The sequence below is a fragment of the Pseudomonas sp. VD-NE ins genome (genome assembly GCF_031882575.1).
Classification (GTDB): domain Bacteria; phylum Pseudomonadota; class Gammaproteobacteria; order Pseudomonadales; family Pseudomonadaceae; genus Aquipseudomonas; species Aquipseudomonas fluorescens_BZ.
On record NZ_CP134772.1, the window covers coordinates 5,084,005 to 5,109,865 of the forward strand.

A 25,861-nucleotide genomic window follows, 5' to 3' on the forward strand; every position below is an offset into this window, starting at 1 on the left:
GGTTACACAGGAGTGCCCTGAGACAACTGCGCCAAAGCAGTCGCCATGCTCGGTGACAAGGGTAGACGAGGGATCAGCACGGCTTGCCAGGCGTGATACAGATCGGGTTTGCCCGGCCAGATATCAGCGCTCGGGATGTTTTGCGGGTTGAGTTCGTGGTGCCAGCTGCCGTCGCAACGGTCGATGAAATTCACTTCGCAGAATTCCCAGAAAAGCCGATACCAGAATTCGTATTGTTCATCGCCGCTGCGTTTGAGCAAGGCGCTGGCAGCGGCGCTGGCTTCGGCGTGGGTCCAGTGCAAGCGGTGGCGGACCACGGCTTTGTTGTCCCAGTCGAGGGTGTAGACGATGCCCGGCAAACCATCGACGTTCCAGCCGTTGCGGCAGTTGTTCTCGAAGAGTTTCTGCGCATCAGTGACGAGCCAGCCGGGCGTGAGCATGCCGGCCTGCACCCGCGCCGCTTCGAGGTGCAGCAACAGCCGCGCCCATTCGAAACCGTGGCCCGGCGTGGTGCCGTAGGGGCGGAAGCCGTCGGCGGGATTGTCATGGTTGTATTCACGCAGCGGTTGCCAGTTGCGGTCGAAGTGCTCGATGACCATGTAACCGTTACCGGCAGCGTGACCGTGGATCACCCGCTCGACAATGCGTTGCGCACGCACCAGCCAGCGCGGATCTTCAGTGACATCGGCCAGCGCGAGGAACGCCTCGGTCGCGTGCATGTTGCTGTTGGCGCCGCGATAGGCTTCTTCTTCGCTCCAGTCGCGATTGAAGAATTCGCGCATGGCGCCCTCTTCTTCGCTCCAGAAATACGTGTCGATGATGTCGATGGCGTCATCCAGCAACGCTTGCGCGCCGGGACGCTGCGCGACTACTGCGGAACTGGCCGCCAGTGCGACAAAGGCATGCAGATAGGCATTCTTGCCGGTGTTGTCATCGCGGTGTTCGGCGACCGCGAACCAGCCGCCATGCAGGGCGTCACGCAGCGGCCCACGCAGGGCGGCGATGCCGTGATCGACCAGTTCGGCGAAACCCGGCAGGCCCTGAATGTGGGCCATGGCGAAGCTGTGGGTCATGCGCGCGGTGTTCATGGTTTCGGCTTGCGCGTTCGCTGGCAGACGGCCGCGTTCATCGAGGTTGCCGAAGCCTTGCGGGAGTTTTGCTGCCTTGGCGAAATCCAGCAGACGCAGGCCTTCGGCGGCGAGCCATTGCTGGTGGGCAGGGGCGTTCAGCCAACTGCTGAAGCCGGGTTGGAAGAGATCCATGGGTGGCCTTTTTTGTTGTTATGACTGCGGGGAGTCTAAACAACGGGCCGGGGTGGGCTTGTAACGAAGGGGGCGGGGTTTGTCACTGAGCGGTGACAAAGAGCTACCCTCACCCCAGCCCTCTCCCCGAGGGAGAGGGGGCCGATCGAGGTGTAATGAGCTTTCCGCCGACCTGAAATACCGAGTCGATTATGGATTCGCTACCGGACTTCCAGGTCGGCGTATCTCTGCAGCATCCCCCCGGTCAGTCCCCTCTCCCGGAGGTAGAGGGGGCCGATCGAAGTGTAATGAGCTTTCCGCCGACCTGAAATACCGAGTCGATTATGGATTCGCTACCGGACTTCCAGGTCGGCGTATCTCTGCAGCATCCCCCCGGTCAGTCCCCTCTCCCGGAGGTAGAGGGGGCCGATCGAAGTGTAATGAGCTTTCCGCCGACCTGAAATACCGAGTCGATTATGGATTCGCTACCGGACTTCCAGGTCGGCGTATCTCTGCAGCATCCCCCCGGTCAGTCCCCTCTCCCGGAGGTAGAGGGGGCCGATCGAAGTGTAATGAGCTTTCCGCCGACCTGAAATACCGAGTCGATTATGGATTCGCTACCGGACTTCCAGGTCGGCGTATCTCTGCAGCATCCCCCGATCGGTCCCCTCTCCCCCTGGGAGAGGGCTAGGGTGAGGGAAAGCTTTTGACTCAATCCGCCGAACGCGGCAACTGCAGAGTCACCCGCAACCCACCCTCACGCAAATTCTGCAACGTCACCTCACCACCATGACTGTGGGCAATATTGCGCGCAATGCCCAACCCCAGCCCATACCCCTGTTGCTGCCCCGCCAACCTGAAGTGCGGCTCAAACACCTGCTCCAAGCGCTGCTCCGGCACCCCCGGCCCTTCATCATCAACGTGCAAGACAAACGCGCTGTCATCGTCATCGATGTGCAGATGCGCGTTCTGCCCATACTTCAACGCGTTGTCGATCAGATTGCCGATGCAGCGTTTCAACGCCAAAGGCTTGCCCGGATACGCCGCCAACGCCCGGCCATGCTGAGTCACGCGACCGTTGCCGTTCGGCGCCAGGTACGGCTCGACCAGACAATCCAGCACATGGTTGAGATCCACCGGCTCGATGTTCTCGTGGATGTCGGTGTCTTTCACGCATTGCAGCGCGCCTTTGACCAACAACTCCAACTCATCCAGATCGCGGCCGAACTTGGCTTGCAGCTTCTCGTCCTCAAGCAACTCGACGCGCAAACGCAAACGGGTAATCGGTGTGCGCAGGTCATGGGAAATCGCGCTGAACAACTGGCTGCGTTCAGTCAGGTAACGGCTGATGCGCTCGCGCATGGTGTTGAAGGCGCGCCCCACTTCGACCACTTCACTGCCACCGCCCTCGGCCACCGGTTCGACGTCAGCGCCCAGCGACAGATCCCGCGCTGCCCGCGCCAGACGTTTGAGCGGCCGGCTCTGCCAGTGCACCAGCAGACCGATGAACAGCAGCAAGAACCCGCTGGTGAGCACGATGAACCACACCTGTTGCGAGGGCAGGCCTTGCTCTTCAAGACTGGTGTACGGCTCGGGCAACAGTGAGGCGATGTACAGCCATTCGCCCGGGGCCATCTGAATCTGCGTGACCAGCACGGGTGGATTGACCGGTTCCAGAGTCAGCGCGTAATGCGCCCACGAGCGCGGCAGCTCATCGAGTTTCAGCCCGGCGTTGAAGATGCGCAGATCTTCGGGACTGACAAAGGTCACCGAAATATCCGTGTCATTGCCGAGGGTCTGGCGCAGCACTTCGTCGACCGCTTTCATCACCGCCGCTTTGCGTGGCGTGACCGGCAACACATCCATGCCCAAAGGTTTGTCGTTGAGAGTCACGACGAAGCGGGTGCCGCCCATGCTGCGCAACTGGTCGAGCACCAACGGTCGATAAGCCACCGGCAACGAGCGGAAGTAACTGACGCTGGCGGTCATCGAATGGGCGAGGCTGCGGGCGCTGGTGACCAGGCCTTCGAGCTGCGTGGCGCGCAGTTGCGAAACCCAGATCACGCTGGACAACGCCTGCGCGAACAACACCGCCAGCAAGGTCAGCAACAACATCCGCCCAAGCAGCGAGCGCGGCACCGGCACTTTGGCGGCGAGTTTACGCAGCGACTCAGTGACCATTGCCGGCAACCACGTTGGCTGCCAGTTGGTAGCCGCTACCGCGTACGGTACGGATCAGCCGTGGCGGTTTCTCGGTATCGCGCAGGCGTTGGCGCAAACGGCTGACGGCCATGTCGACGATGCGATCGAGCGGCATCAGGTCGCGGCCACGGGTGGCATTGCCGATGGTGTCGCGGTCGAGGATTTCCTGCGGGTGATCGAGGAACAGTTTCAGCAAGGCGAAGTCGGCGCCGGAGAGAATCACTTCCTCGCCGTCCGTGTGAAACAGGCGATGGCTGACCATGTCCAGCCGCCACTCGTCAAAGGCCAGTACGTCGCTGCCGCTGCGTTCCTGGCCGAATTGCGCACGACGCAGCAATGCCTTGATGCGCGCTTGCAGTTCGCGGGGGCTGAAGGGTTTGCCGAGGTAGTCGTCGGCGCCGAGTTCGAGACCGATCACGCGGTCGGCTTCGTCGGAACTGGCGGTGAGCATGATGATCGGCACCTGCGCCTGACGCGGATGCTGACGCACCCAACGGCACAGGCTGAAGCCGTCTTCGTCGGGCAGCATGACATCGAGGATCACCAGATCGCTCGGCGCCTCGTTGAGGGCCTGGCGGAAACTGGCACCGTCGGCGGTGGCCCGCACCTGAAACCCGGCGCGGGTCAGGTAGGTTTCCAGCAACTCGCGTATTTCCTGGTCGTCATCGACCAACAATATCGACTTGTTGACTGAGCTCACTTCGAAGGCATCCTTGTTGTTGGAATTGGGGCGGATTATGCCTGATGAACCTTGGAGATTTGTTGTCTGTTCTGGCCTCATCGCTGGCAAGCCAGCTCCCACAAGGATCTGTGTCGTTCACAAAACCTGTGGGAGCTGGCTTGCCAGCGATGAAAGCGACTCGGTATCAAGCTTGTTCGAGGGCCACACCGGCGCCCACCAGGCCGGAATACGGCGCTGTCACCAGCCACACCGGAATGCCTTTGAAGTAATCGCTCATGCAGCCTTTGTCAGCAAAGCTGCGGGCAAAACCACTTTCCAGGAAGAAGTCGGCAAAGCGTGGAATCACTCCACCAACGATATACACCCCGCCACGCCCACCCGTGGTCAACACGTTGTTGCCGGCCACGCGGCCGAGCCAGCAGCAAAACTGCTCGAGCACTTCCAGGGCAATCGGATCACCCGCCAGGCCAGCAGCCGTAATCGCTTCCGGTGTGTCGAGTGTCGGCTCGTGCCCATCCACCGCACAGATCGCCCGGTAAACCCGCGGCAATCCACCACCGCTCAACGCGGTTTCCGCGCTGACATGGCCGATTTCGTTATGGATGTGCTGCCACAACTGGGTTTCACGCGGACTGCTCAGCGGCAGATCAACGTGACCGCCCTCGCCCGGCAAAGCCGCGAAACGACCTTCACCGAGATCGAGCAAGGTGCCGACGCCAAGGCCAGTACCCGGGCCGATCACCACGGCAGGACGCAACGGCTCCGGCGTGCCCTCGCAGACCACACGAAATTCGCCCGGCTGCAAACGGGTCATGCCCAGGGCCATCGCCGAGAAGTCGTTGACCAGCAACAACTGCTCGACCTGCAAGGTTTTGCAGAATGCGCTGCGGCTCAGGCGCCAGTGGTTGTTGGTGAACTTGAATTCATCACCACTCACCGGCCCCGCCACCGACAGGCACACCGAACCGATCGAACCCGGCGCCAGACCGAGCCCGCTCAGATAGAGGCTGATCGCCTCTTCCGGGCTGGCGTGGTCGGCCGTGGCCAGCACCTGAACCGATTCCAATTGCTGGTTTTTCCACAACGCGAACCGCGCGTTGGTGCCTCCGATGTCACCGACCAAAGCCAGTTTCAATTAAGCGTCTCCAGGGCAGAAGTGAAGGCGCTGGCGCCCTGCTCCGCCGAGCTGAAGGCCAAACGCATAAAGCCAAACAGTTCACGACCGCTGCCGATGTTGTTGCCCAACAGGCCTTTGGCAGGTTCGCGCGCTGCAAATTCGGCGGCGTCGACCTTGAGTTCCAAGGTGCCTTTGACGCCATCGACGCGGATGATATCGCCCTCTTGCACGCGCGCCAAAGCACCACCGACATAAGCTTCGGGGCTGACGTGAATCGCCGCCGGGATTTTCCCCGACGCGCCGGACATCCGCCCGTCAGTCACCAGCGCGACTTTGAAGCCGCGATCCTGTAGCACGCCGAGGAACGGCGTCATCTTGTGCAGCTCGGGCATGCCGTTGGAACGCGGGCCCTGAAAGCGCATCACCGCAACGAAATCCTTTTCCAGCAGACCGGCCTTGAACGCATCGGCAAGGTCCTGCTGATCCTGGAACACCATGGCTGGCGCTTCGACAATCTGGTTTTCCAGGGCGACGGCGGACACCTTCATCACACCGCGACCGAGGTTGCCTTCCATCACGCGCAAACCGCCTTCCTGCGAGAACGCACGGGCGACCGGGCGCAGAATGTTTTCGTCGAGGCTGTCGACCGGGCCTTCACGCCAGACCAGTTCACCGTTATCAAGGAACGGCTCTTTGGTGTATTTGCTCAAGCCGTGGCCGAGTACGGTGTTGACGTCTTCGTGCAGCAGGCCGGCACCGAGCAGTTCGCGGATCAGGAACGACATGCCGCCCGCTGCCTGGAAGTGGTTGATGTCGGCTTTGCCGTTCGGGTAGACGTGGCTCAGGGTCGGCACGACTTCGGAGAGGTCGGCCATGTCCTGCCAGGTCAGTTGAATGCCCGCGGCCATGGCGATGGCCGGCATGTGCAGGGTGTGGTTGGTCGAGCCGCCGGTGGCGTGCAAGGCGACGATCGAGTTGACCAGCGACTTCTCGTCGACGATTTCACCGATCGGCATGAAGTTGCCGTTCTGCTTGGTCAGACGCGTAACCTGGTGCGCGGCTTCACGGGTCAGCGCATCACGCAGCGGCGTGTTCGGGTTGACGAACGAGGCACCCGGCAAATGCAGGCCCATGACTTCCATCAGTAACTGGTTGGTGTTGGCGGTGCCGTAGAAGGTGCACGTGCCCGGGCTGTGGTAGGACTTCATCTCCGATTCCAGCAGCTCTTCGCGGGTCGCCTTGCCTTCGGCGTACTTCTGCCGTACGTCGGCTTTTTCCTTGTTGGAAATCCCCGAGACCATCGGCCCGCCCGGGACGAAAATCGTCGGCAGGTGGCCGAAACGCAGCGAACCCATCATCAGACCCGGGACGATTTTGTCGCAGATGCCGAGCATCAGTGCGCCGTCGAACATGTTGTGCGACAGCGCCACGGCGGTCGACATGGCGATCACTTCGCGGCTCGGCAGGCTCAGTTCCATGCCCGGCTCGCCTTGGGTGACGCCGTCGCACATCGCTGGAGTGCCGCCAGCGAATTGGCCGACCGAGCCGATTTCGCGCAGGGCGTTCTTGATCTGTTCCGGGAACACTTCGTACGGCTGGTGCGCCGAGAGCATGTCGTTATACGAAGAAACAATGGCGATGTTCGCCGAGTTCATCATCCGCAGGCTGTGCTTGTCTTCGCTGCCGCACCCGGCCACGCCGTGGGCAAAGTTGGCGCATTGCAGCTTGCCGCGCATCGGCCCGTCAGTGGCGGCGCCGCGAATCAGTGCAAGGTAAGCCTGACGCGTGGCGCGGCTGCGGGCGATAAGCCGTTCGGTGACCTCAAGGACGCGGGGATGCATGTGTAGAACTCCAGGCTAACGGATGTGGCGACCTGATTGTCTATGCTGATCAAACGCCGTTGTTGTTGGAATGACAGACGGCTTTTTTGACCATTCGGACCAGTTGATTCAGGTCACTCGTTGTAGATAAAACAAAATATTGCCACTAAAAAGGCTTGTTTTCTATTTTTATGCGAATAATCTTGTAATTCCAACAACAAAACGACGGTGGCGCTGTTCCATGACTCTTCGAATCGCAATCAATGGTTTTGGCCGCATTGGCCGTAATGTCCTGCGCGCACTGTATACCCAAGGCTATCGACAGGATTTGCAGATCGTCGCCATCAACGATCTTGGCGACAGCTCGATCAATGCCCATCTGCTCAAATACGACACCGTTCACGGCACGTTCGACGCGCAAGTCGAGCATGACAATGAAAGTCTGACCGTCAACGGCGACCGCATTGCGGTCAGCGCGATTCGCAACCCGGCCGAGTTGCCATGGGCGGCGGAAAAGATTGATGTGGTGTTCGAATGCACCGGTCTCTTCACCGACCGCGCCAAAGCGGCTGCGCATATTACTGCCGGCGCGCGCAAAGTGATCATCTCGGCGCCGGCCAAAGGCGCCGACGCTACCGTGGTTTATGGTGTGAACCACGACATTCTGCGCCAGTCGCACCAGATCATCTCCAACGCTTCGTGCACCACCAACTGCCTGGCGCCGGTGGCGCAAGTGCTGCACCGCGAGCTGGGAATCGAAAGCGGTCTGATGACCACCATTCATGCCTACACCAACGATCAGAACCTGACCGACGTCTATCACACCGACCCGTACCGCGCGCGTTCGGCCACGCAGAACATGATCCCGAGCAAGACCGGCGCCGCTGAAGCAGTGGGCCTGGTGCTGCCGGAACTGGCGGGCAAACTGACCGGCATGGCCGTGCGCGTGCCGGTGATCAATGTGTCGCTGGTGGACCTGACCGTGCAGCTGAAAAAAGAAGCCAGCGCCGAGGAAGTCAACGCGCTGATGAAAGCGGCCAGCCAACACTCGAAGATTCTCGGCTTTAACACCCTGCCGCTGGTGTCCAGCGACTTCAACCACAATCCGCTGTCGTCGATCTTCGATGCCAACCACACCAAATCCACCGGCAAACTGCTGAAGGTGCTGGCCTGGTATGACAACGAGTGGGGCTTCTCCAACCGCATGCTGGATAACTGCCTGGCGTTGTGCAACGCCGAGTAACCCCAGGTTATCCCCTATCCCTGTGGGAGCGAGCCTGCTCGCGAATACGATGCGTCATTCAACATTCATGTTGGCTGATACACCGCTTTCGCGAGCAGGCTCGCTCCCACAGTTTTTTGCGCAGCTTTCAAAATCAGGGCTTGACCACTCGACTAGATGATAAGCATTATCATTCGCTTGAAATGGATCAGGTCCTCCCGTGAGTCAATCGCGCTTCAACCACGTCTTCCTCACCCAGCGCACATCCTTGCTGCGCACGCTGGAACGGATGGTCAACAATCACAGCACCGCTGAAGACCTGCTGCAGGAGACCTACCTGCGCGTGACGCGGGCGCTGAGCGAGCGGGCCATCGATCACCTCGAACCTTTTGTTTTCCAGACCGCGCGCAATCTGGCGCTGGATCATTTGCGCGCGCGCAAGATCCACTCGCGAACCATGGTCGATGATGTGCCGCAGGATGTCGTGCACAGCATCGCCGCCCCGGCCAGCAGCGCCGAAGATGCCGCCCACGCCGAACAGATGCTGGAGCGCTTGAACGTGAGCCTCAGTCAACTCAGCCCCCGCCAGCAGCAGATTTTCATCCTCAGCCGTTTGCACGGGAACAGCTATCAGGAAATCGCTGATGAGCTGAATGTTTCCCTCAGCACTGTGCAGAAAGAACTGAAGCTGATCATGAGCATTTGCATCGGCGTCGCCGAACGACACGACAGCAGCGGCAAGCTGTAAGCTTCAGCTCCAAGTAAAAACGAAAAGCAGTACACGCATCTGGCTTGCAGCTTGCAGCTTGCAGCTTGCAGCTTGACGCTAGAAACTGCTTCGCCAGAAGCCCGAGGAAACACCGTGACGGACACCCACCGCTCGCCTTCGCCGGATTCGGTGCAGGACGCTGCAAACGCAATGGACCAGGCACTGGACTGGCTCATCGTGCTCGGCAGCCCGGACGATGAGCAGACCCGGCAGTTCCATGCCTGGCTGGCGGCCGATCCGCTGAATGCCGAAGCGTTCGACAAGGCCCAGGCGATCTGGGACGGCCCGCAAGTCGCCCAGTGCGCGCAAAGCCTGGCGGCCAAACCTGCGAAGGTCACCTTCTTAAAGCGTCTGCGTCCGCACTGGAAACCGCTGGCCACCGCCGCCGTGCTGGTGCTCGGTTTGTTCAGTTTCAGTAATTTGCCGATGCGCCTTCAGGCCGATCACCTCACGGTGGTTGGCGAGCGCCAGCGTCTGCAATTGGAGGACGGCTCGAAAGTCCTGCTCAATACCAATTCGGCATTCTCCAGCACCATCAACGATCAGCAGCGTGTTGCCCGGCTGTTTCAGGGCGAGGCGTTTTTCGAAATCGCCAGCGGCCGCAGTCAACCGCTGGAAATCGATGCCGGACCAGTCACCGCCAGCGTGCGCGATACCGCGTTCGCCGTGCGTTATCTCGACGGCGTGGCGCAGGTCAATGTGCAGCGCGGCGACGTCGATTTGCGCGCCACGCACAACGACGCCCGCGTGCGTCTGACTGCCGGTGAGAGCATCCGCATCGGCCCCAACGGTTTCGACCGCCCGGCCAAACTTGATGCCAACACGGATCTTGCCTGGGTCCAGGGCCGACTGGTGTTCGAGAACTGCCCGCTGAATCAGGTGCTGGCCGAATTGCGCCGCTACTATCCGGGCTGGATCATCAACACCAACGAACAACTGGCCGACGTCGCCGTGACCGGTAATTACCGTCTCGACCAGCCGCTCGACGTGGTTCGTTCCCTCGCTCAGATCACCTCGGCGCAACTGAAAGAATTCCCTGCCCTGGTCATCTTGAACTAAATGAGAATTATTTTTACTCGATAGCCAACGCCAGTACGTCTCGTTATAGCCAATGCAATTGATTCGCAACACGCGAAGCCAATCAGCCCCTATAAAGATTCGTGCGACACGGAGCGCTATCGATGTCCTCACGCCTTACCCGCCAGACTTCCTCCCCTTCTCGCGTCTTGTCGCTGCTGACCGCGGCCATCCTGATGGCCGGCACTGCGCCGCTGATGGCGGCCACCGAGCAACCGACGCGCAACATGGGCGATTACTCGTTCGCCATCGGCCAGCAGCCGCTGGTGTCGGCGCTTAATGCCTTCACCGCCGTGACCGGTTGGCAGGTCGGCTTGCCGGCAGAACTGGGTCAGGGCGTGTCGTCGCCGGGCGTGCGTGGCTCGTTGCCCCCGGAAAAAGCCCTGGAGCGTCTGTTGGTGGGGACCAACCTGAGCTTCCGCAAAATCAGCAATAACAACGTCGTACTGGAAAAGCGCAACGCCAGCGGCACACTCAATCTGGATCAGGTGACCATCAGCGCCACCCGTCAGGAGCAGTCGGTCAATAGCGTGCCGGCTACCGTCACCGTGCAGACCCGTCAGGATCTGGACCGCAACAACGTCAACACCATCAAGGATCTGGTGCGTTACGAGCCGGGGGTTTCCGTCGGCGGCGCCGGTCAGCGTGGCGGTATCAGCGGCTATAACATTCGCGGCATCGACGGCGACCGCGTCCTGACCCAGGTCGACGGCGTCGAAGTGCCGGACGGTTTCTTCAACGGCCCTTACGCCAAGACCCAGCGCAACTACGTCGATCCGGAAATCGTCAAACGCGTGGAAATTCTCCGTGGCCCGGCCTCGGTGCTGTACGGCAGCAACGCCATCGGCGGCGCCGTCAGCTATTACACCCTCGATGCCGACGACATTATCAAGCCGGGCAAAGACGTCGGTGCGCGCCTGAAAACCGGTTACAGCTCGGCCGATGACAGCTGGTTGAAGTCCGCCACCGTGGCCGGCCGCGCCGAGCAGTTCGATGGATTGCTGCACTACAGCCAGCGCGACGGGCACGAGACCGACTCCTACGGCAGCAACAACGGCACCGGTCTGGAACGCACTGCGGCCAACCCGGAAGACGTCAACGCCTACAACGTGCTGGCCAAGATCGGCTGGAACTACAACGAAGACTCGCGTCTGGGTCTGACCTACGAAAAGTACAAGGATGATCGCGACACCGATCAGAAAAGTGCTTACGGCGGCCCGTACTTCAACGGCGCGCCGACCATTCCGAACAGCGTGCTGCCCGGCGGCATGTACCAGTGGCGCACCGGCAACGACACCATCACTCGTGAGCGTTTCGGCATCGAGCACTCGTTCGCCCTCGACAGCCTGCTGGTCGACAACGTTAAGTGGAGCCTCAACCACCAGATCGCCAAGACCGACCAGAGCACCACCGAGTTCTACTACCCGATCACCCGTAAAGTGCTGCGTACTCGCGACACCATTTACGAAGAGAAACAGTGGGTGTTCGACGCGCAACTGGACAAGGCGTTTGCCATCGGCGACACCGATCACGTGCTGACTTACGGCACCACCATCAAGCAACAGAAAGTCACCGGTTCGCGCAGCGGCGACGGCACCTGCCTGGCCGTCGGTCGTGGCTGCACCGCCATCGGTGCGACCAGTACCGCTGACGTGTTGGCCAAGGCCACCGACTTCCCGGACCCGACCATCAACACCTATAGCGTGTTCGCTCAGGATCAGATCAGCTGGAACAACTGGACCTTCCTGCCGGGCCTGCGCTACGACTACACCCAGCTCAAGCCGCACATCACTCAGGAATTCCTCAACACCGTGGCGGCTGACGGCCAAGGCACGGTCAGCGACAAGAACAAGACCTGGCACAGAGTTTCGCCGAAATTCGGCCTGACCTATGCCCTGACCGAAAACTACACCTGGTACGGTCAGTACGCCGAAGGCTTCCGCACGCCGACCGCGAAAGCCCTGTACGGCCGCTTCGAAAACACCACCACCGGTTACAGCGTGGCGCCGAATCCCGACCTGGAACCGGAAAAAAGCAAAAGCTATGAAACCGGTCTGCGCGGCAACTTCGAGCAAGGCTCGTTCGATGTGGCGGTGTTCTATAACAAGTACCGCGACTTCATCAACGAAGACGCCGTGACCCCGGGCCGCAACGAGCTGACCTTCCAGTCGGCCAACATCAAGCACGCCACCATCAAGGGTGCGGAAGTCAAAGGTCGCCTGAATCTGGATGCGTTTGGCGCCCCACAAGGCCTCTACACCCAGGGCTCGATCGCCTACGCCTACGGTCGCAACAACGACAATGGCGAGCCGATCAACAGCGTCAACCCGCTGACCGGCGTGTTCGGTCTGGGTTACGACCAGGACAACTACGGCGGCCTGCTGAGCTGGACGGTGGTGAAGAAAAAGGATCGCGTCGACGACAGCAACTTCAAGTCGCCAGATGGCGTCAGCAGCCAGTTCAAAACCCCGGGCTTCGGCATTCTTGATCTGGCCGGGTACTACAAAGTCACCGACGACGTCACCGTCAGCGGCGGCATCTACAACCTGACCGACAAGAAATACTGGCTGTGGGATGACGTCCGTGGTTACGACAGCGTCGGCGAAGCATCGGTAACGCAACCGGCCAACCTTGATCGCCTGACGCAACCGGGCCGCAACTTCGCGATCAACCTGATCTGGGACATCTGATCCGGTGAACCTCACCGCGCGTGTTCCGGCACCGCGCAGTGAGGTTTTTTTACGCTTGCACGGCGTCTTGTTCGTCTCGTTATCAAGCGCCTCTTTTATCAAGGACATGTCATGACCACTTCGGAAAAAGCCCTGCGTTCGCAACGCTTGAACCAGATCACCAACGAACCGCACAGCAAACTCGATGCGCTGGTGAAGGCGCATGCGCCGTTCGAGACCCGCGCCAACTTCGCCCGTTTTGTCGTTGCGCAGTACCTGTTCCAGTCGGAGCTGGTCGAGCTGTACAACGATGCCGAACTGACCGCCATCGTCCCGGATCTTCCGGCCCGTTGCCGCGCCGAAGCGGCCAAGGCTGACCTCGCCGATCTCGACACCGAAGTACCGGAACCGGTGGCGGGCGCAGTGAAAAACCCAAGCAAGGCCCGCGCACTCGGCTGGATCTTTGTCTCCGAAGGCTCGAAGCTCGGTGCGGCGTTCCTGATCAAACGCGCTGTGGCCCTGGAGCTGAGCGAAACCTTCGGCGCCCGCCACCTCGGCGAGCCGGAAGGTGGCCGTGCCGAAGGCTGGAAAAGCTTCGTGCGCACCCTCGATTCGCTGCAGTTCACTGCCGAGGAAGAAGCCGAAGTCGAGCAAGGCGCGATCGACGCGTTCAACCGCTTTACCGTGCTGCTGGAACAGGCTTACGCCACAGAAGCCGAAATGGCCTGACACAACACACATCCCCTGTAGGAGTGAGCCTGCTCGCGATGGCGTCCTGTCATTCAACATGAATGTCGACTGATACACCGCTATCGCGAGCAGGCTCACTCCTACAGGGGAACTGCGTAAGCCTGTAAGATCTCCCTTCCGCTTCAGAAGCCACCGCGTAGCCCATGCCGCAACCCGCCTCCTCGAAACTCGCCCGTCTGCTGTTCGGCCTGCTGGCCTACGTCAGCCTTGGCATCGGCTTGATCGCCATCGTCGTGCCCGGCCTGCCGACCACCGAGTTCATCCTTCTCGCCGCCTGGGCCGCGACTCGCAGTTCGCCGCGCCTGAGTGCCTGGCTGGAAAACCATCGGCTGTTCGGGCCGATCCTCAGTAACTGGCGCAACGGCAAAATCATCGCGCGCAAGGCCAAAGTCAGTGCGACGGTGAGCATGTTGCTCTGCGCGACTTTAATGCTGGTGATGCTCGACCACGGCTGGCCGGTCTATCTGGCGATTGCCGGGATGAGCCTGGGCAATCTGTGGATCTGGTCGCGCCCGGAATCCATGCGGGTCTGCACTGACCCGTCATCGCACTGAAACATCCCTGTAATTAATCGCTTTTTCAGCACATTCCCCTGCGCAAACGTTTAGCGCTGACCGTCCGTCGGCACGCGCCTCATGCCCTCTGCTTCCACGCCGATGAGCATTGAATGGCGCTGAATGGATTTGGCGAACCGGATAGTTCATATCCGCCTGCCACCCGTTTATTCATTCGCGAGATCGCCCCATGTTCGACTCTCTGTCCATTCGCCTGAAAATCGTCCTGCTCTCCGGCCTGTGCCTGCTCGGTGTAGTCGCGCTGATCGTCGGCATGAACATCTACCAGACCAACCAGAACGACGAACTGGTCAGCAACTCCAGCAACAAATTGCTCACCGCCAGTGTGCAGAATCTGTTGCAAGCCAAAGCCGCCGAACAAGCGGTGCGGGTGCAAAAGACCTTCGGCGAAAGCCTGACGGTGATCACGGCCGTAGCGGATCAGATCAAGGACATGCGCGTCATGGCCGCCAAGCGCTCGCTGGACGCCGGCGCCTTGCGCGAAGAGTTGAACCTGAGCCTGAAAACCGCCTTCGAGCGCAACGACAAAGTGCTCGGCATCTGGCTCGCTTTCGAACCGAACGCTCTCGACGGCAAGGACAGCGAATTCGCCAACGACGCCGCGCGCCAGTCCAACGAAGCCGGACGTTTTGCCACCTACTGGAGCCGCGCAGCCGGCGCCTCACTGAACACGATCATGGTCGAAGAAGACCTGACCAAAACCACCCTCAGCGTCAGTGGCACACCCTACAACAGCTGGTACACCTGCCCTCGCGATGCCAAGCGCACCTGCTTGCTCGACCCGTACGCCGACACCGTCGGTGGCAAGGAAATGCTCATGACGACCATTTCCGTGCCGTTGATCGTCGACGGCAAAGCCATCGGCGTGGTCGGTGTCGATATCGCCCTCGACGCCCTGCAAGCAGCGGCCGTGGATTCCCAGCGCAGCCTGTTCAACAACGCCGGGCACATGCTGATCGTCTCTGGCAGCGGCGTGCTCGGGGCTGACAGTTCCGACGCGAGCAAGGTCGGCAAGAAAATCAGCGACACCCTCGGTGCCGATGGCAAAGATGTGCTGCAACTGCTGACCTCCGGCACACCGAAGATTCTCGAACAAGGTGATTTGATTCGCGCCGTTTACCCGGTCGACCCGATCGGCAACTCGCGCGCCTGGGGCGTGGTCATCGACCTGCCGAAACAAGTGCTGCTGGCCGACTCGGTCAAGCTGCAAGCGGTACTCGACGATGCTCAGGAAACCGGCGTGCTCACCGCGCTGCTGGTTGCCGTGGTCGCCGGTCTGGTTGGCCTGCTGCTGATCTGGCTGACCGCGTCCGGCGTCACCCGACCGATCAACAGCGTCGCCGAAATGCTGAAAAATATTGCCAGCGGCGAAGGCGATCTGACCCAGCGCCTGAACTACAGCAAGCAGGATGAACTGGGCGAACTGGTCAACTGGTTCAACCGCTTCCTCGACAAGCTGCAACCGACCATCGCGCAGATCAAACAAAGCATCACCGAAGCACGCGGCACCGCCGACCAGTCCTCGGAAATCGCCCGCCAGACCAGCGAAGGCATGCAGGTGCAGTTCCGCGAGATCGACCAGGTCGCCACCGCCTCCAACGAAATGAGCGCCACCGCCCACGACGTCGCCAACAGCGCATCCAACGCAGCCAATGCGGCAAAAGGTGCCGATCAGTCGGCCAGGGACGGCATGTCAATCATCGAGCGCAGCACCCGCGACATCAACCAACTGGCCGATGAAGTCAGCAAAGCGGTGACCGAAGTTGAAGCACTGGCAGTCAACAGCGAGCAGATCGGCTCGGTGCTGGAAGTGATCCGCAGCATCGCCGAGCAGACCAACCTGCTCGCCCTTAACGCGGCCATTGAAGCGGCCCGCGCCGGTGAGAGCGGCCGTGGTTTCGCCGTGGTTGCCGACGAGGTACGCAACCTCGCCAAGCGCACGCAGGATTCGGTGGAAGAGATTCGCATCGTGATCGAGCGGATTCAGACCGGTACGCGGGGCGTAGTCGCGACCATGCATTCGAGCCAGACCCAGGCCCACAACAACGCCGGGCAGATTCGTCAGGCGGTGGATGCGCTGGGCAAGATCAGCGACGCGGTGACGGTGATCAGCGACATGAACCTGCAGATTGCCAGCGCGGCCGAACAGCAGAGTGCGGTGGCTGAAGAAGTGAATCGCAATGTCTCGGCGATTCGTACCGTCACCGAAACGCTGACTGAGCAAGCCACCGAATCGGCAGCGATCAGCAGCCAACTCAATGCCCTGGCCAGCCAGCAGATGAAATTGATGGATCAGTTCCGCGTCTGAACGCGCCATTCAATCCACCACAAAACCTTGTGGGAGCTGGCTTGCCAGCGATGGCGGCACTTCAGTCAGTACATTGTTGACTGACACTCCGCTATCGCTGGCAAGCCAGCTCCCACAGGGTCAAGTGGCAACACTGCAATCGGGGATTTCATCTGACTCGGGATTGTTTTGCACTATCATCGCCCTCTCGCTCCGGAGGGCCTTCGATGACTGATTTACTCACGTCCATTCAAGCCGCACTCGGCTTGTCGCACACGCCGATTCCGTTCACCAACAGCGGCGCCCTGCCCTCGGCGTTCGCCGTCACTGACCTTGCCTGCGCCAGCATGGCCGCAGCCGGTCAGGCTGTCAGCCAATTGATCGAGCAACAGACCGGTCACTTGCCCGCTGTAGAAGTCGACCGACGCCTGGCCTCGTTCTGGTTTTCGACCTCGCTGCGCCCGATGGGCTGGCAAGTGCCACCGCTGTGGGACCCGGTTGCCGGCGACTACTCCACACAGGACGGCTGGATCCGTCTGCACACCAACGCCCCGCATCACCGCGCCGCCGCTGAACGCGTGCTCGGTGCCTGCGCCGATCGTGCCGCGATGGCGGCGAAAGTTGCGCGATGGGCGAGTATGGATCTGGAACAAGCAGTGGTCGACGCCAAGGGTTGCGCCGCCGAAATGCGCAGCTGGGCACAATGGCAAACGCATCCGCAGGGGCTGGCGGTAAATGCCGAGCCGCTGGTGAATTTCCTCGATTCGCCGGATGAACACAGCCAACCGTGGCAAGGCTCGGTGGCGCAGCCGTTGGCCGGGATCAAGGTGCTGGATTTGACGCGGGTACTCGCCGGTCCCACCGCCAGCCGTTTTCTCGCCGGCCTTGGCGCCGATGTATTGCGCATCGATTCCCCGACCTGGAACGAGCCCGGTGTCGTCCCGGAAATGACCCTCGGCAAACGTTGCGCGCGACTGGATTTGCATGACCCGGCGGATCGTGCGGTGTTCGAAAGTCTATTGAAGGACGCCGATATTCTGCTGCACGGGTACCGCGCCGACGCACTGGAAAATCTCGGTTTCGGCGTTGAGCGTCGCCGCCAGCTCGCGCCGGGCCTGATCGATGTCGGCCTCAATGCCTACGGCTGGAGCGGCCCGTGGCAGAACCGCCGCGGCTTCGACAGTCTGGTGCAGATGAGCAGCGGCATTGCTGAGGCCGGGCAGCGCTGGCAGCAGGCAAACAAACCGACGCCGTTGCCGGTGCAGGCGCTGGATCATGCGACGGGGTATTTGATGGCGGCGAGTGCGCTCAGATTGCTGACTGAGCGGTTGGCGAATGGCCGAGCGGGCTCAGCGCGATTGTCGCTGGCGCGCACGGCGAAACTGTTGATCGAGCATGGGCCGGGGACAACGCAAGCGTTGCGCGTCGAGGATGAACAGGATCAAGGTTTGCTGGTGGAGCAGACCCCGTGGGGACCGGCGCATCGGTTGCAGGTGCCGGTGAAGATCAGCGGCACACCGATTCAGTGGGCGTTGCCGGCTACAGAATTAGGTTCACATCACCCTCAGTGGAATTAAAAGCCCCTCACCCTAACCCTCTCCCAGAGGGAGAGGGGACTGATTAGGGGATATTGAAGAGATTCACCGACCTGAACGCTTGGCGCTGAATCCATAATCGACTCGGTCTTGCAGGTCGATGGACAGAGCAACACACCACGGTCGGCCCCCTCTCCCTCCGGGAGAGGGCTGGGGTGAGGGCTGCAATTTCAGGCCGAGCGACGATGTTTCAATCTGCCCGGCTCAAAGATGTCCACAAAAGCTGCGCCGCATACCCTCGATAAGGCCGCCAGGCCTCGGCCCGTAAAGACAATTCCCGCGCTGCCGGCCGCTCGCCTTCCAGCACCTCCAGCGCTCGCAACAACCCGACATCCCCGGTCGGAAACCCATCCAGATCGCGCAACTGCCGCAACGCAATGTACTGCGCGGTCCACTCGCCAATCCCGTGCAACGCCAACAACCGCGCCACGCCACCCTCGCGATTCGGTTCAAACAATGAAGGCTCATCCAGCAACGCCTGCGCCACACCCGACAGCGTCCGCCCACGACTTTTCGGCATGCCCAGCGCCGCCAGATCTGCCGCCGCCAACACCTGCGCCTCGGGAAACACATGCGTCAATCCAGGCACTGAGGAATCCATCGGCGCGCCATATTGCGCAACCAGTTTCCCGGCCAAACGAATCGCCGCGACCACCGTAATCTGCTGCCCCAGCACCGCGCGAAACGCCAACTCTAACCCGTCCCACGCCCCGGGAATCCGCAACCCCGGACGCTCGGCGATCAACCGCGCCAGCAGTGGATCATTTGCCAGATGCCCTTGCATCAGCGTCAGATCCGAATCCAGATCAAACATCCGCCGCAACCTGACAACGATCTCGGGCACCATCAACGGATCAGGAAAATCCAGCTCAACGGCCAAGGCATTCCCTGCCTCAGGCCAAATTGAAACCATGCCATGAAGCCCATTCAAACCGATGCTGCGTGAATACACACCATCGACCACGACCTCCATCCCGACCACCGCCCGCGCCGCGAAAAACCCCAACATCGCCGCCCAGTCATACGGCGGCGCATACGCAAGCGCCAACCTCACAACGACAGCACACCGCTGTACAACCCATACGCCGCCAGCCCCGCACCGATGACCACGCAGGTGAAAATGCCTTTCTCGACATGGGTGAACAACGGCTCGCCCTGTTCATGCTTAGCCTTGGCAAACAAAATCACCCCCGGCGCATACAGCAACGCCGACAGCAGCAAATACTTCACCCCGCCGGCATACAGCAACCACACCGCATAACCGAGCGCGATGCCGCCGATCAGCAGGTCCTTGGTGCGCTCGGCCGAGGCGTGTTCGTAAGTTTCGCCGCGCCCGCTGAGCAGCACCGCGTACGCCGCCGACCACAGGTACGGCACCAGAATCATCGACGACGCCAGATAAATCAGGCTGGTGTAAGTGCCCGCCGAAAACAGCGTGATCAACAGGAAAATCTGGATCATCGCGTTGGTCAGCCACAACGCGTTGACCGGCACGTGGTTCTTGTTTTCCTTTTTCAGGAACGCCGGCATGGTCTTGTCCTTGGCCGTGGCGAAGAGGATTTCCGCACACAGCAATGCCCAGGACAGCAACGCACCGAGCAGTGAAATCGCCAGGCCAATGCTGATCAACAGTGCGCCCCACGGCCCGACGATGTGCTCAAGCACCGCCGCCAGTGACGGGTTTTGCAGATTCGCCAGTTCCGGCTGGCTCATGATCCCCAGCGACAACACGTTGACCAGCACCAGCAGCGCCAGCACGCCGACAAAACCGATCACCGTGGCGCGACCAACGTCGCTGCGTTTTTCCGCCCGCGCCGAGTACACACTGGCGCCTTCGATGCCGATGAACACGAACACCGTGACCAGCATCATGTTGCGCACCTGATCCATCACCCCGCCGAAATTCGGGTTGCTGGTGCCCCAGATGTCACGGGTAAAAATGTCAGCCTTGAATGCCACCGCCGCGATGACGATGAACATGATCAGCGGTACGACTTTGGCCACCGTGGTCAGTTGATTGATCAGCGCCGCCTCCTTGATCCCGCGCATCACCAGGAAATGCACGGCCCACAGCAGCACCGATGCACAGCCGATGGCGATCGGCGTATTGCCCTGGCCGAACACCGGAAAGAAGTAACCGAGGGTGCTGAACAGCAGGACGAAATAACCGACGTTGCCCAGCCAGGCACTGATCCAGTAACCCCAGGCTGACGAGAAACCCATGTAGTCGCCAAACCCGGCCTTGGCGTAGGCATACACGCCGGAATCCAGTTCGGGTTTGCGATTGGCCAGGGTCTGAAACACGAACGCCAGAGTCAGCATGCCGATCGCGGTAATCCCCCAACCGATCAGGATCGCCCCGGCATCGGCGCGTGCCGCCATGTTCTGCGGCAGCGAGAAAATCCCCCCGCCAATCATCGAACCCACCACCAGGGCGATCAACGCGCCTAATCGCAGCTTTTGCGTCGGTTGCGACATTTCAGTTTCCCTTTGAATGTGTGGTGATAATTTGGTTTTAAAGACGATTAACTAAACGGATAAAGGTAGATGACGTTTATCAAGTAACGCCAATTAACGCCCATTTATATATAGCCGATGACGCTAACGCCCTAGCACGCTAAGTCGGTTTTGTGCGCTGATCCCGGTAATTCAATTCTGTACTGAAAACAGAGGCGGAAAATTTGCCAAAAGCTGAAAAAGAACTAGCGTGATAATTCGAAAGTAATAATAGCCATTCCCAAAGATGTAGCCACAACGCCTCTAGGACGGGCCTTGCGGGCAGGAGCTTTATGCCTTCAGCCGAAGCCTAAGTCATTCATTAACAATGGAATGTGACCATGCACTGATCTAAGTCAGCTGTTTGAACAGACAACAGAACTACGCTGTGATCTCTTCTCTCCTGCAATGGAGTCATGCAAATGTCTGAAGCTCCTGGAAAACTACGACTAGGTGCACTGGTTGCATTGGTAGTCGGCTCAATGATCGGTGGCGGGATATTTTCTTTGCCACAAAACATGGCCGCCAGCGCCGACGTCGGTGCGGTACTTATCGGTTGGGCCATCACCGCTGTCGGCATGCTCACCCTCGCTTTTGTCTTTCAAACCCTCGCCAATCGCAAGCCTGACCTGGACGGCGGTGTCTACGCCTACGCCAAGGCCGGTTTCGGCGATTACATGGGTTTCTCGTCCGCTTGGGGTTACTGGATCAGTGCCTGGCTGGGCAACGTTGGTTACTTCGTTCTGCTGTTCAGCACACTCGGCTATTTCTTTCCGGTTTTCGGTGAGGGCAACACCGTTGCTGCGGTGATTGGCGCTTCAGTGCTGCTGTGGGCCGTGCACTTTCTGGTGTTGCGCGGGATCAAGGAAGCGGCGTTCATCAACCTGGTGACCACGGTCGCCAAGGTCGTACCGCTGCTGCTGTTTGTGTTGATCGCGGTGTTCGCCTTCAAACTGGACATCTTCACCGCCGACATCTGGGGCATCAAAAATCCCGATCTGGGCAGTGTGATGAACCAGGTGCGCAACATGATGCTGGTCACCGTGTGGGTGTTCATCGGCATCGAGGGCGCGAGCATCTTCTCCGCCCGTGCCGAAAAACGCTCGGACGTCGGTAAAGCCACCGTGATCGGCTTCATCACCGTGCTGTTGTTCCTCGTACTGGTGAACGTGCTGTCGCTGGGCATCATGACCCAACCGGAACTGGCGAAACTGCAGAACCCGTCGATGGCCGCCGTGCTTGAGCACGTGGTCGGTCACTGGGGCGCGGTGCTGATCAGCGTCGGTCTGATCATCTCGCTGCTGGGGGCGCTGCTGTCGTGGGTGCTGCTGTGCGCGGAGATCATGTTCGCCGCCGCCAAAGACCACACCATGCCGGAGTTCCTGCGCAAGGAAAACGCCAACCACGTACCGGTCAACGCCCTGTGGCTGACCAACGCGATGGTGCAGATTTTCCTGATCATCACGCTGTTCTCGGCCAGCACTTACCTGTCGCTGATCTACCTCGCCACTTCGATGATTCTGGTGCCGTACCTGTGGTCGGCAGCCTATGCCCTGCTGCTGGCGGTGCGCGGCGAAAGCTACGAAGGCTTTGCGGCCGAACGGCGCAAGGATCTGATTATCGGCGGCATCGCGCTGATCTATGCGGTGTGGCTGCTGTATGCCGGCGGGGTCAAGTATCTGCTGCTCTCGGCCCTGCTCTACGCACCTGGCGCGATCCTGTTCGCCAAAGCCAAACTGGAACTCAAACAACCGATTTTCACTAACGTCGAGAAGCTGATTTTCGCCGCAGTGGTCGTGGGTGCCCTGGTGGCTGCCTACGGTCTCTACGACGGCTTCCTGACTCTGTAATCCCTGATTGATTTGTTATCTGGAGGATCTGAAATGACCACGGAAAAAGTTAAGTACGGCGTCCATTCCGAAGCCGGCAAACTGCGCAAAGTCATGGTGTGCTCCCCAGGTCTGGCCCATCAGCGGCTGACCCCGAACAACTGCGATGAACTGCTGTTCGATGACGTGCTCTGGGTGGCTCAGGCCAAGCGCGACCACTTCGACTTTGTCACCAAGATGCGTGAGCGCGGCATCGATGTGCTGGAAATGCACAATCTGCTGACCGACATCGTCGCCATCCCTGAGGCGCTAGACTGGATTCTCGAGCGCAAGGTCACCGCTGACTCGGTGGGCCTGGGCCTGATCAACGAAGTGAAATCCTGGCTGAAGAGCCTGGAGCCACGGCACATCGCCGAGTTCCTGATTGGCGGCGTGTCTGCCGATGACCTGCCGGACAGCTTCGGTGGCAAGACCATCCAGATGTTCCGCGACTTCCTCGGCCACTCCAGCTTCATTCTGCCGCCGCTGCCGAACACTCAGTTCACCCGTGACACCACCTGCTGGATCTACGGCGGCGTGACGCTGAACCCGATGTACTGGCCAGCGCGCCGTCAGGAAACCCTGCTGACCACCGCGATCTACAAATTCCACCCGCAGTTCACCAACGCCGAATTCGAGATCTGGTACGGCGACCCGGACAAGGAACACGGCAGCTCGACCCTTGAAGGCGGCGACGTCATGCCAATCGGCAACGGCGTGGTGTTGATCGGCATGGGCGAACGCTCGTCCCGTCAAGCCATCGGCCAACTGGCGCTGAACCTGTTCAAGAACAAAGCCGTGGAAAAAGTCATCGTCGCCGGCCTGCCGAAGTCGCGGGCGGCGATGCACCTCGACACCGTGTTCAGCTTCTGCGACCGCGACCTGGTGACGATTTTCCCGGAAGTGGTGAACCAGATTGTCGCCTTCACTCTGCGACCTGACGAAAGCAAACAGGGCGGCATCGACATCCGCCGCGAAGAGGGCACCTTCCTCGACACCGTGGCAAAAGCCCTCAACCTGCCGAAACTGCGCGTGGTGGAAACCGGCGGCAACAGCTTCGCCGCCGAACGCGAGCAATGGGACGACGGCAACAACGTGGTGGCCGTGGAGCCGGGCGTGGTCATCGGCTACGACCGCAACACCTACACCAACACCCTGCTGCGCAAGGCCGGCGTGGAAGTCATCACCATCAGCGCCGGGGAACTGGGCCGAGGCCGTGGCGGCGGCCACTGCATGACCTGCCCGATCATCCGCGACCCTATCGATTACTAAACGACCATCTCCCCGGCCGCATCCATCCCGTAGCGGCCGGGCCGATTACCGAATCCAAGGAGAATCATCATGGCGTTCAACATTCACAACCGTAACCTGCTCAGCCTGGAACACCACACCCCACGTGAGCTGCGTTACTTGCTCGACCTGTCCCGCGATCTCAAACGCGCGAAGTACACCGGCACCGAGCAGCAACACCTGAAGGGCAACAATATCGCCCTGATCTTCGAAAAAACCTCGACCCGCACCCGTTGCGCCTTCGAAGTGGCGGCCTATGACCAGGGCGCCAACGTCACCTACATCGACCCGAACTCGTCGCAGATCGGCCATAAAGAAAGCATGAAAGACACCGCCCGCGTGCTGGGGCGCATGTACGACGCCATCGAGTACCGCGGCTTCAAACAGGAAATCGTCGAAGAGCTGGCCAAGTTCGCCGGCGTGCCGGTGTTCAACGGTCTGACCGATGAATATCACCCGACTCAGATGATCGCCGACGTGCTGACCATGCGTGAACACGCCGACAAGCCGATCCACGAAATCAGCTACGCCTACCTCGGTGATGCACGCAACAACATGGGCAACTCGCTGCTGCTGGTCGGCGCCAAGCTCGGCATGGACGTGCGCATCTGCGCGCCGAAAGCCCTGTGGCCACTGGATGATCTGGTCGAGCGTTGCCACAAATATGCGCAAGAAAGTGGCGCACGTATCACCCTGACTGAAGACCCGAAAGCGGCGGTCAAAGGCGTCGACTTCATCCACACCGACGTTTGGGTATCGATGGGCGAACCGGTGGAAGCCTGGGCCGAGCGTATCCAGCAACTGCTGCCGTACCAGGTCAACGCCGAGCTGATGAAAGCCTCCGGTAACCCGCGCACCAAGTTCATGCACTGCCTGCCGGCGTTCCACAACAGTGATACCAAAGTCGGCAAGCAAATCGCCGAACAGTATCCGCACCTGAAAAACGGCATCGAAGTGACCGACGACGTGTTCGAGTCGCCCGCCTGCATCGCCTTCGAGCAAGCGGAAAACCGCATGCACACGATCAAGGCGATTCTGGTCTCGACCCTCGCTGATCTGTAACAGCTGATCGGGATTTCCTGATCAACCACTGACCTGTAGGAGCTGCCGAAGGCTGCGATCTTTTGATCTGGATCTTAAGAAACAAAGTCAAAAGATCGCAGCCTTCGGCAGCTCCTACAGGGTCATCGAATTCTGAAAGGATTGCATTATGCGTATCGTCGTAGCTCTGGGCGGTAACGCCCTGCTCCGCCGTGGTGAACCGATGACCGCTGACAATCAGCGCGCCAACATCCGCATCGCCACCGAGCAAATCGCCAAGATCCATCCCGGCAACCAACTGGTCATCGCTCACGGCAATGGCCCGCAAGTCGGCCTGCTGTCGCTGCAGGCGGCGGCCTACACCTCCGTCACCCCTTACCCGCTGGACGTGCTCGGCGCCGAAACCGAAGGCATGATCGGCTACATCATCGAACAGGAACTGGGCAACCTGCTCGATTTCGAAGTGCCGTTTGCCACCCTGCTCACTCAGGTCGAAGTCGACGCCAAGGATCCGGCCTTCCAGAACCCGACCAAGCCGATCGGTCCGGTTTACGACAAGGCCGAAGCGGAAAAACTCGCCGCCGATAAAGGCTGGGCGATTGCCCCGGACGGCGACAAATTCCGCCGCGTGGTCGCCAGTCCACGGCCAAAACGCATCTTCGAAATACGCCCGATCAAGTGGTTGCTCGACAAGGGCAGCATCGTGATTTGCGCCGGTGGTGGCGGGATTCCGACCATGTACGACGAGAACCGTAATCTCAAGGGGATCGAGGCGGTGATCGACAAGGATCTGTGCTCGTCGCTGCTCGCCGAGCAACTGGAAGCCGACCTGCTGGTGATCGCCACGGACGTCAACGCGGCGTTCATCGACTACGGTAAACCGACGCAGAAAGCCATTGCCGAAGCGCACCCGGACGAACTCGAACGCCTCGGCTTCGCCGCCGGCTCGATGGGGCCGAAGGTGCAGGCAGCCTGCGAATTTGCGCGCCATACTGGCAAGGTCGCGGTGATCGGTTCGCTGGCGGACATCGAAGCGATTGTCCAGGGCACTGCCGGTACTCGCGTGACCACGGCGAAGCCTGGCATCAGCTACCGATAATCAGAAACTCCGGGGGCAGACCGAGGGTCTGCCCTTCTCCCATGCCTTGAAAGGAGAAAAC

18 protein-coding genes and 2 pseudogenes are annotated in these 25,861 nt (G+C 60.4%); 13 read left to right on the top strand and 7 right to left on the bottom strand.

What is annotated here, in order from left to right; all coding sequences use genetic code 11:
- Positions 1–2: 2 nt before the first annotated feature.
- The 5 genes from RMV17_RS22705 to edd all read right to left on the bottom strand — a co-directional run bounded on the left by RMV17_RS22705 (position 3) and on the right by edd (position 7,083).
- Entirely contained in the window at positions 3–1,262 is a 1,260-nt protein-coding gene (locus RMV17_RS22705) for an AGE family epimerase/isomerase (protein ID WP_311882668.1), read from the bottom strand.
- A 690-nt stretch (positions 1,263–1,952) separates the two neighbouring features.
- Positions 1,953–3,422 carry an ATP-binding protein gene (locus tag RMV17_RS22710; RefSeq protein ID WP_311882670.1) on the bottom strand — a complete coding sequence of 490 codons (1,470 nt, stop codon included), beginning with the start codon at positions 3,420–3,422 and terminating at the stop codon, positions 1,953–1,955.
- Positions 3,412–4,143, bottom strand: coding sequence for a response regulator (locus RMV17_RS22715; RefSeq protein ID WP_003227460.1), 732 nt, complete (start codon positions 4,141–4,143; stop codon positions 3,412–3,414). The genes RMV17_RS22710 and RMV17_RS22715 overlap by 11 nt, the downstream gene beginning before the upstream one ends.
- A gap of 166 nt (positions 4,144–4,309) precedes the next feature.
- Positions 4,310–5,260, bottom strand: a complete 951-nt coding sequence (locus RMV17_RS22720; protein WP_311882672.1) for a glucokinase — start codon at positions 5,258–5,260, stop codon at positions 4,310–4,312.
- Positions 5,257–7,083, bottom strand: coding sequence for a phosphogluconate dehydratase (gene edd, locus RMV17_RS22725; protein WP_137218817.1), 1,827 nt, complete (start codon positions 7,081–7,083; stop codon positions 5,257–5,259). Before edd ends, RMV17_RS22720 begins: the two co-directional genes overlap by 4 nt.
- Positions 7,084–7,303: 220 nt before the next feature.
- Here edd and gap point away from each other — a divergent pair, with 220 nt between their 5' ends.
- The 9 genes and pseudogenes from gap (at position 7,304) to RMV17_RS22765 (ending at position 17,988) form a co-directional block, all read left to right on the top strand.
- Positions 7,304–8,305, top strand: a complete 1,002-nt coding sequence (gene gap, locus RMV17_RS22730) for a type I glyceraldehyde-3-phosphate dehydrogenase (RefSeq protein WP_311882676.1) — start codon at positions 7,304–7,306, stop codon at positions 8,303–8,305.
- A gap of 199 nt (positions 8,306–8,504) precedes the next feature.
- Entirely contained in the window at positions 8,505–9,032 is a 528-nt protein-coding gene (locus tag RMV17_RS22735; RefSeq protein WP_064391734.1) for an RNA polymerase sigma factor, read from the top strand.
- Between the two features lie 114 nt (positions 9,033–9,146).
- On the top strand, positions 9,147–10,112 hold the full coding sequence (locus RMV17_RS22740) for a FecR domain-containing protein (protein WP_311882679.1): 966 nt from the start codon (positions 9,147–9,149) through the stop codon (positions 10,110–10,112).
- Between the two features lie 122 nt (positions 10,113–10,234).
- Positions 10,235–12,820: a TonB-dependent receptor gene (locus RMV17_RS22745; protein WP_311882681.1), complete on the top strand. Its 2,586-nt coding sequence runs from the start codon at positions 10,235–10,237 to the stop codon at positions 12,818–12,820.
- Between the two features lie 111 nt (positions 12,821–12,931).
- A complete protein-coding gene (locus RMV17_RS22750) occupies positions 12,932–13,528 on the top strand; it encodes a biliverdin-producing heme oxygenase (protein ID WP_311882683.1) in 597 nt (198 codons plus the stop codon).
- A gap of 164 nt (positions 13,529–13,692) precedes the next feature.
- Complete coding sequence (locus RMV17_RS22755) at positions 13,693–14,103, top strand: YbaN family protein (RefSeq protein ID WP_311882685.1); 411 nt, start codon at positions 13,693–13,695, stop codon at positions 14,101–14,103.
- Between the two features lie 463 nt (positions 14,104–14,566).
- Positions 14,567–15,526, top strand: a pseudogene (locus tag RMV17_RS30200) (chemotaxis protein); the annotation flags it as partial.
- Positions 15,527–15,904: 378 nt separating this feature from the next.
- Positions 15,905–16,432: pseudogene (locus tag RMV17_RS30205) on the top strand (methyl-accepting chemotaxis protein); the annotation flags it as partial.
- A 206-nt stretch (positions 16,433–16,638) separates the two neighbouring features.
- A complete protein-coding gene (locus RMV17_RS22765) occupies positions 16,639–17,988 on the top strand; it encodes a CoA transferase (protein ID WP_311882689.1) in 1,350 nt (449 codons plus the stop codon).
- Between the two features lie 208 nt (positions 17,989–18,196).
- On the opposite strand, the gene RMV17_RS22770 is transcribed toward RMV17_RS22765, so the two are convergent.
- Together RMV17_RS22770 and arcD (RMV17_RS22775) are read right to left on the bottom strand one after the other, a co-directional pair.
- Positions 18,197–19,060 carry a DNA-3-methyladenine glycosylase gene (locus RMV17_RS22770; RefSeq protein ID WP_311882690.1) on the bottom strand — a complete coding sequence of 288 codons (864 nt, stop codon included), beginning with the start codon at positions 19,058–19,060 and terminating at the stop codon, positions 18,197–18,199.
- Positions 19,057–20,484 carry an arginine-ornithine antiporter gene (gene arcD / locus RMV17_RS22775; protein ID WP_311882692.1) on the bottom strand — a complete coding sequence of 476 codons (1,428 nt, stop codon included), beginning with the start codon at positions 20,482–20,484 and terminating at the stop codon, positions 19,057–19,059. The genes RMV17_RS22770 and arcD (RMV17_RS22775) overlap by 4 nt, the downstream gene beginning before the upstream one ends.
- Before the next feature lie 440 nt (positions 20,485–20,924).
- On the opposite strand from arcD (RMV17_RS22775), the gene arcD (RMV17_RS22780) reads away from it, so the two are divergent.
- The 4 genes from arcD (RMV17_RS22780) to arcC all read left to right on the top strand — a co-directional run bounded on the left by arcD (RMV17_RS22780) (position 20,925) and on the right by arcC (position 25,800).
- Entirely contained in the window at positions 20,925–22,352 is a 1,428-nt protein-coding gene (gene arcD / locus RMV17_RS22780; protein WP_008086807.1) for an arginine-ornithine antiporter, read from the top strand.
- A 33-nt stretch (positions 22,353–22,385) separates the two neighbouring features.
- Positions 22,386–23,642: an arginine deiminase gene (arcA, locus tag RMV17_RS22785; protein ID WP_034153406.1), complete on the top strand. Its 1,257-nt coding sequence runs from the start codon at positions 22,386–22,388 to the stop codon at positions 23,640–23,642.
- Between the two features lie 69 nt (positions 23,643–23,711).
- Complete coding sequence (locus RMV17_RS22790) at positions 23,712–24,722, top strand: ornithine carbamoyltransferase (protein WP_311882697.1); 1,011 nt, start codon at positions 23,712–23,714, stop codon at positions 24,720–24,722.
- 148 nt (positions 24,723–24,870) lie between these two features.
- Complete coding sequence (gene arcC / locus RMV17_RS22795; RefSeq protein WP_311882698.1) at positions 24,871–25,800, top strand: carbamate kinase; 930 nt, start codon at positions 24,871–24,873, stop codon at positions 25,798–25,800.
- Positions 25,801–25,861 lie beyond the last annotated feature (61 nt).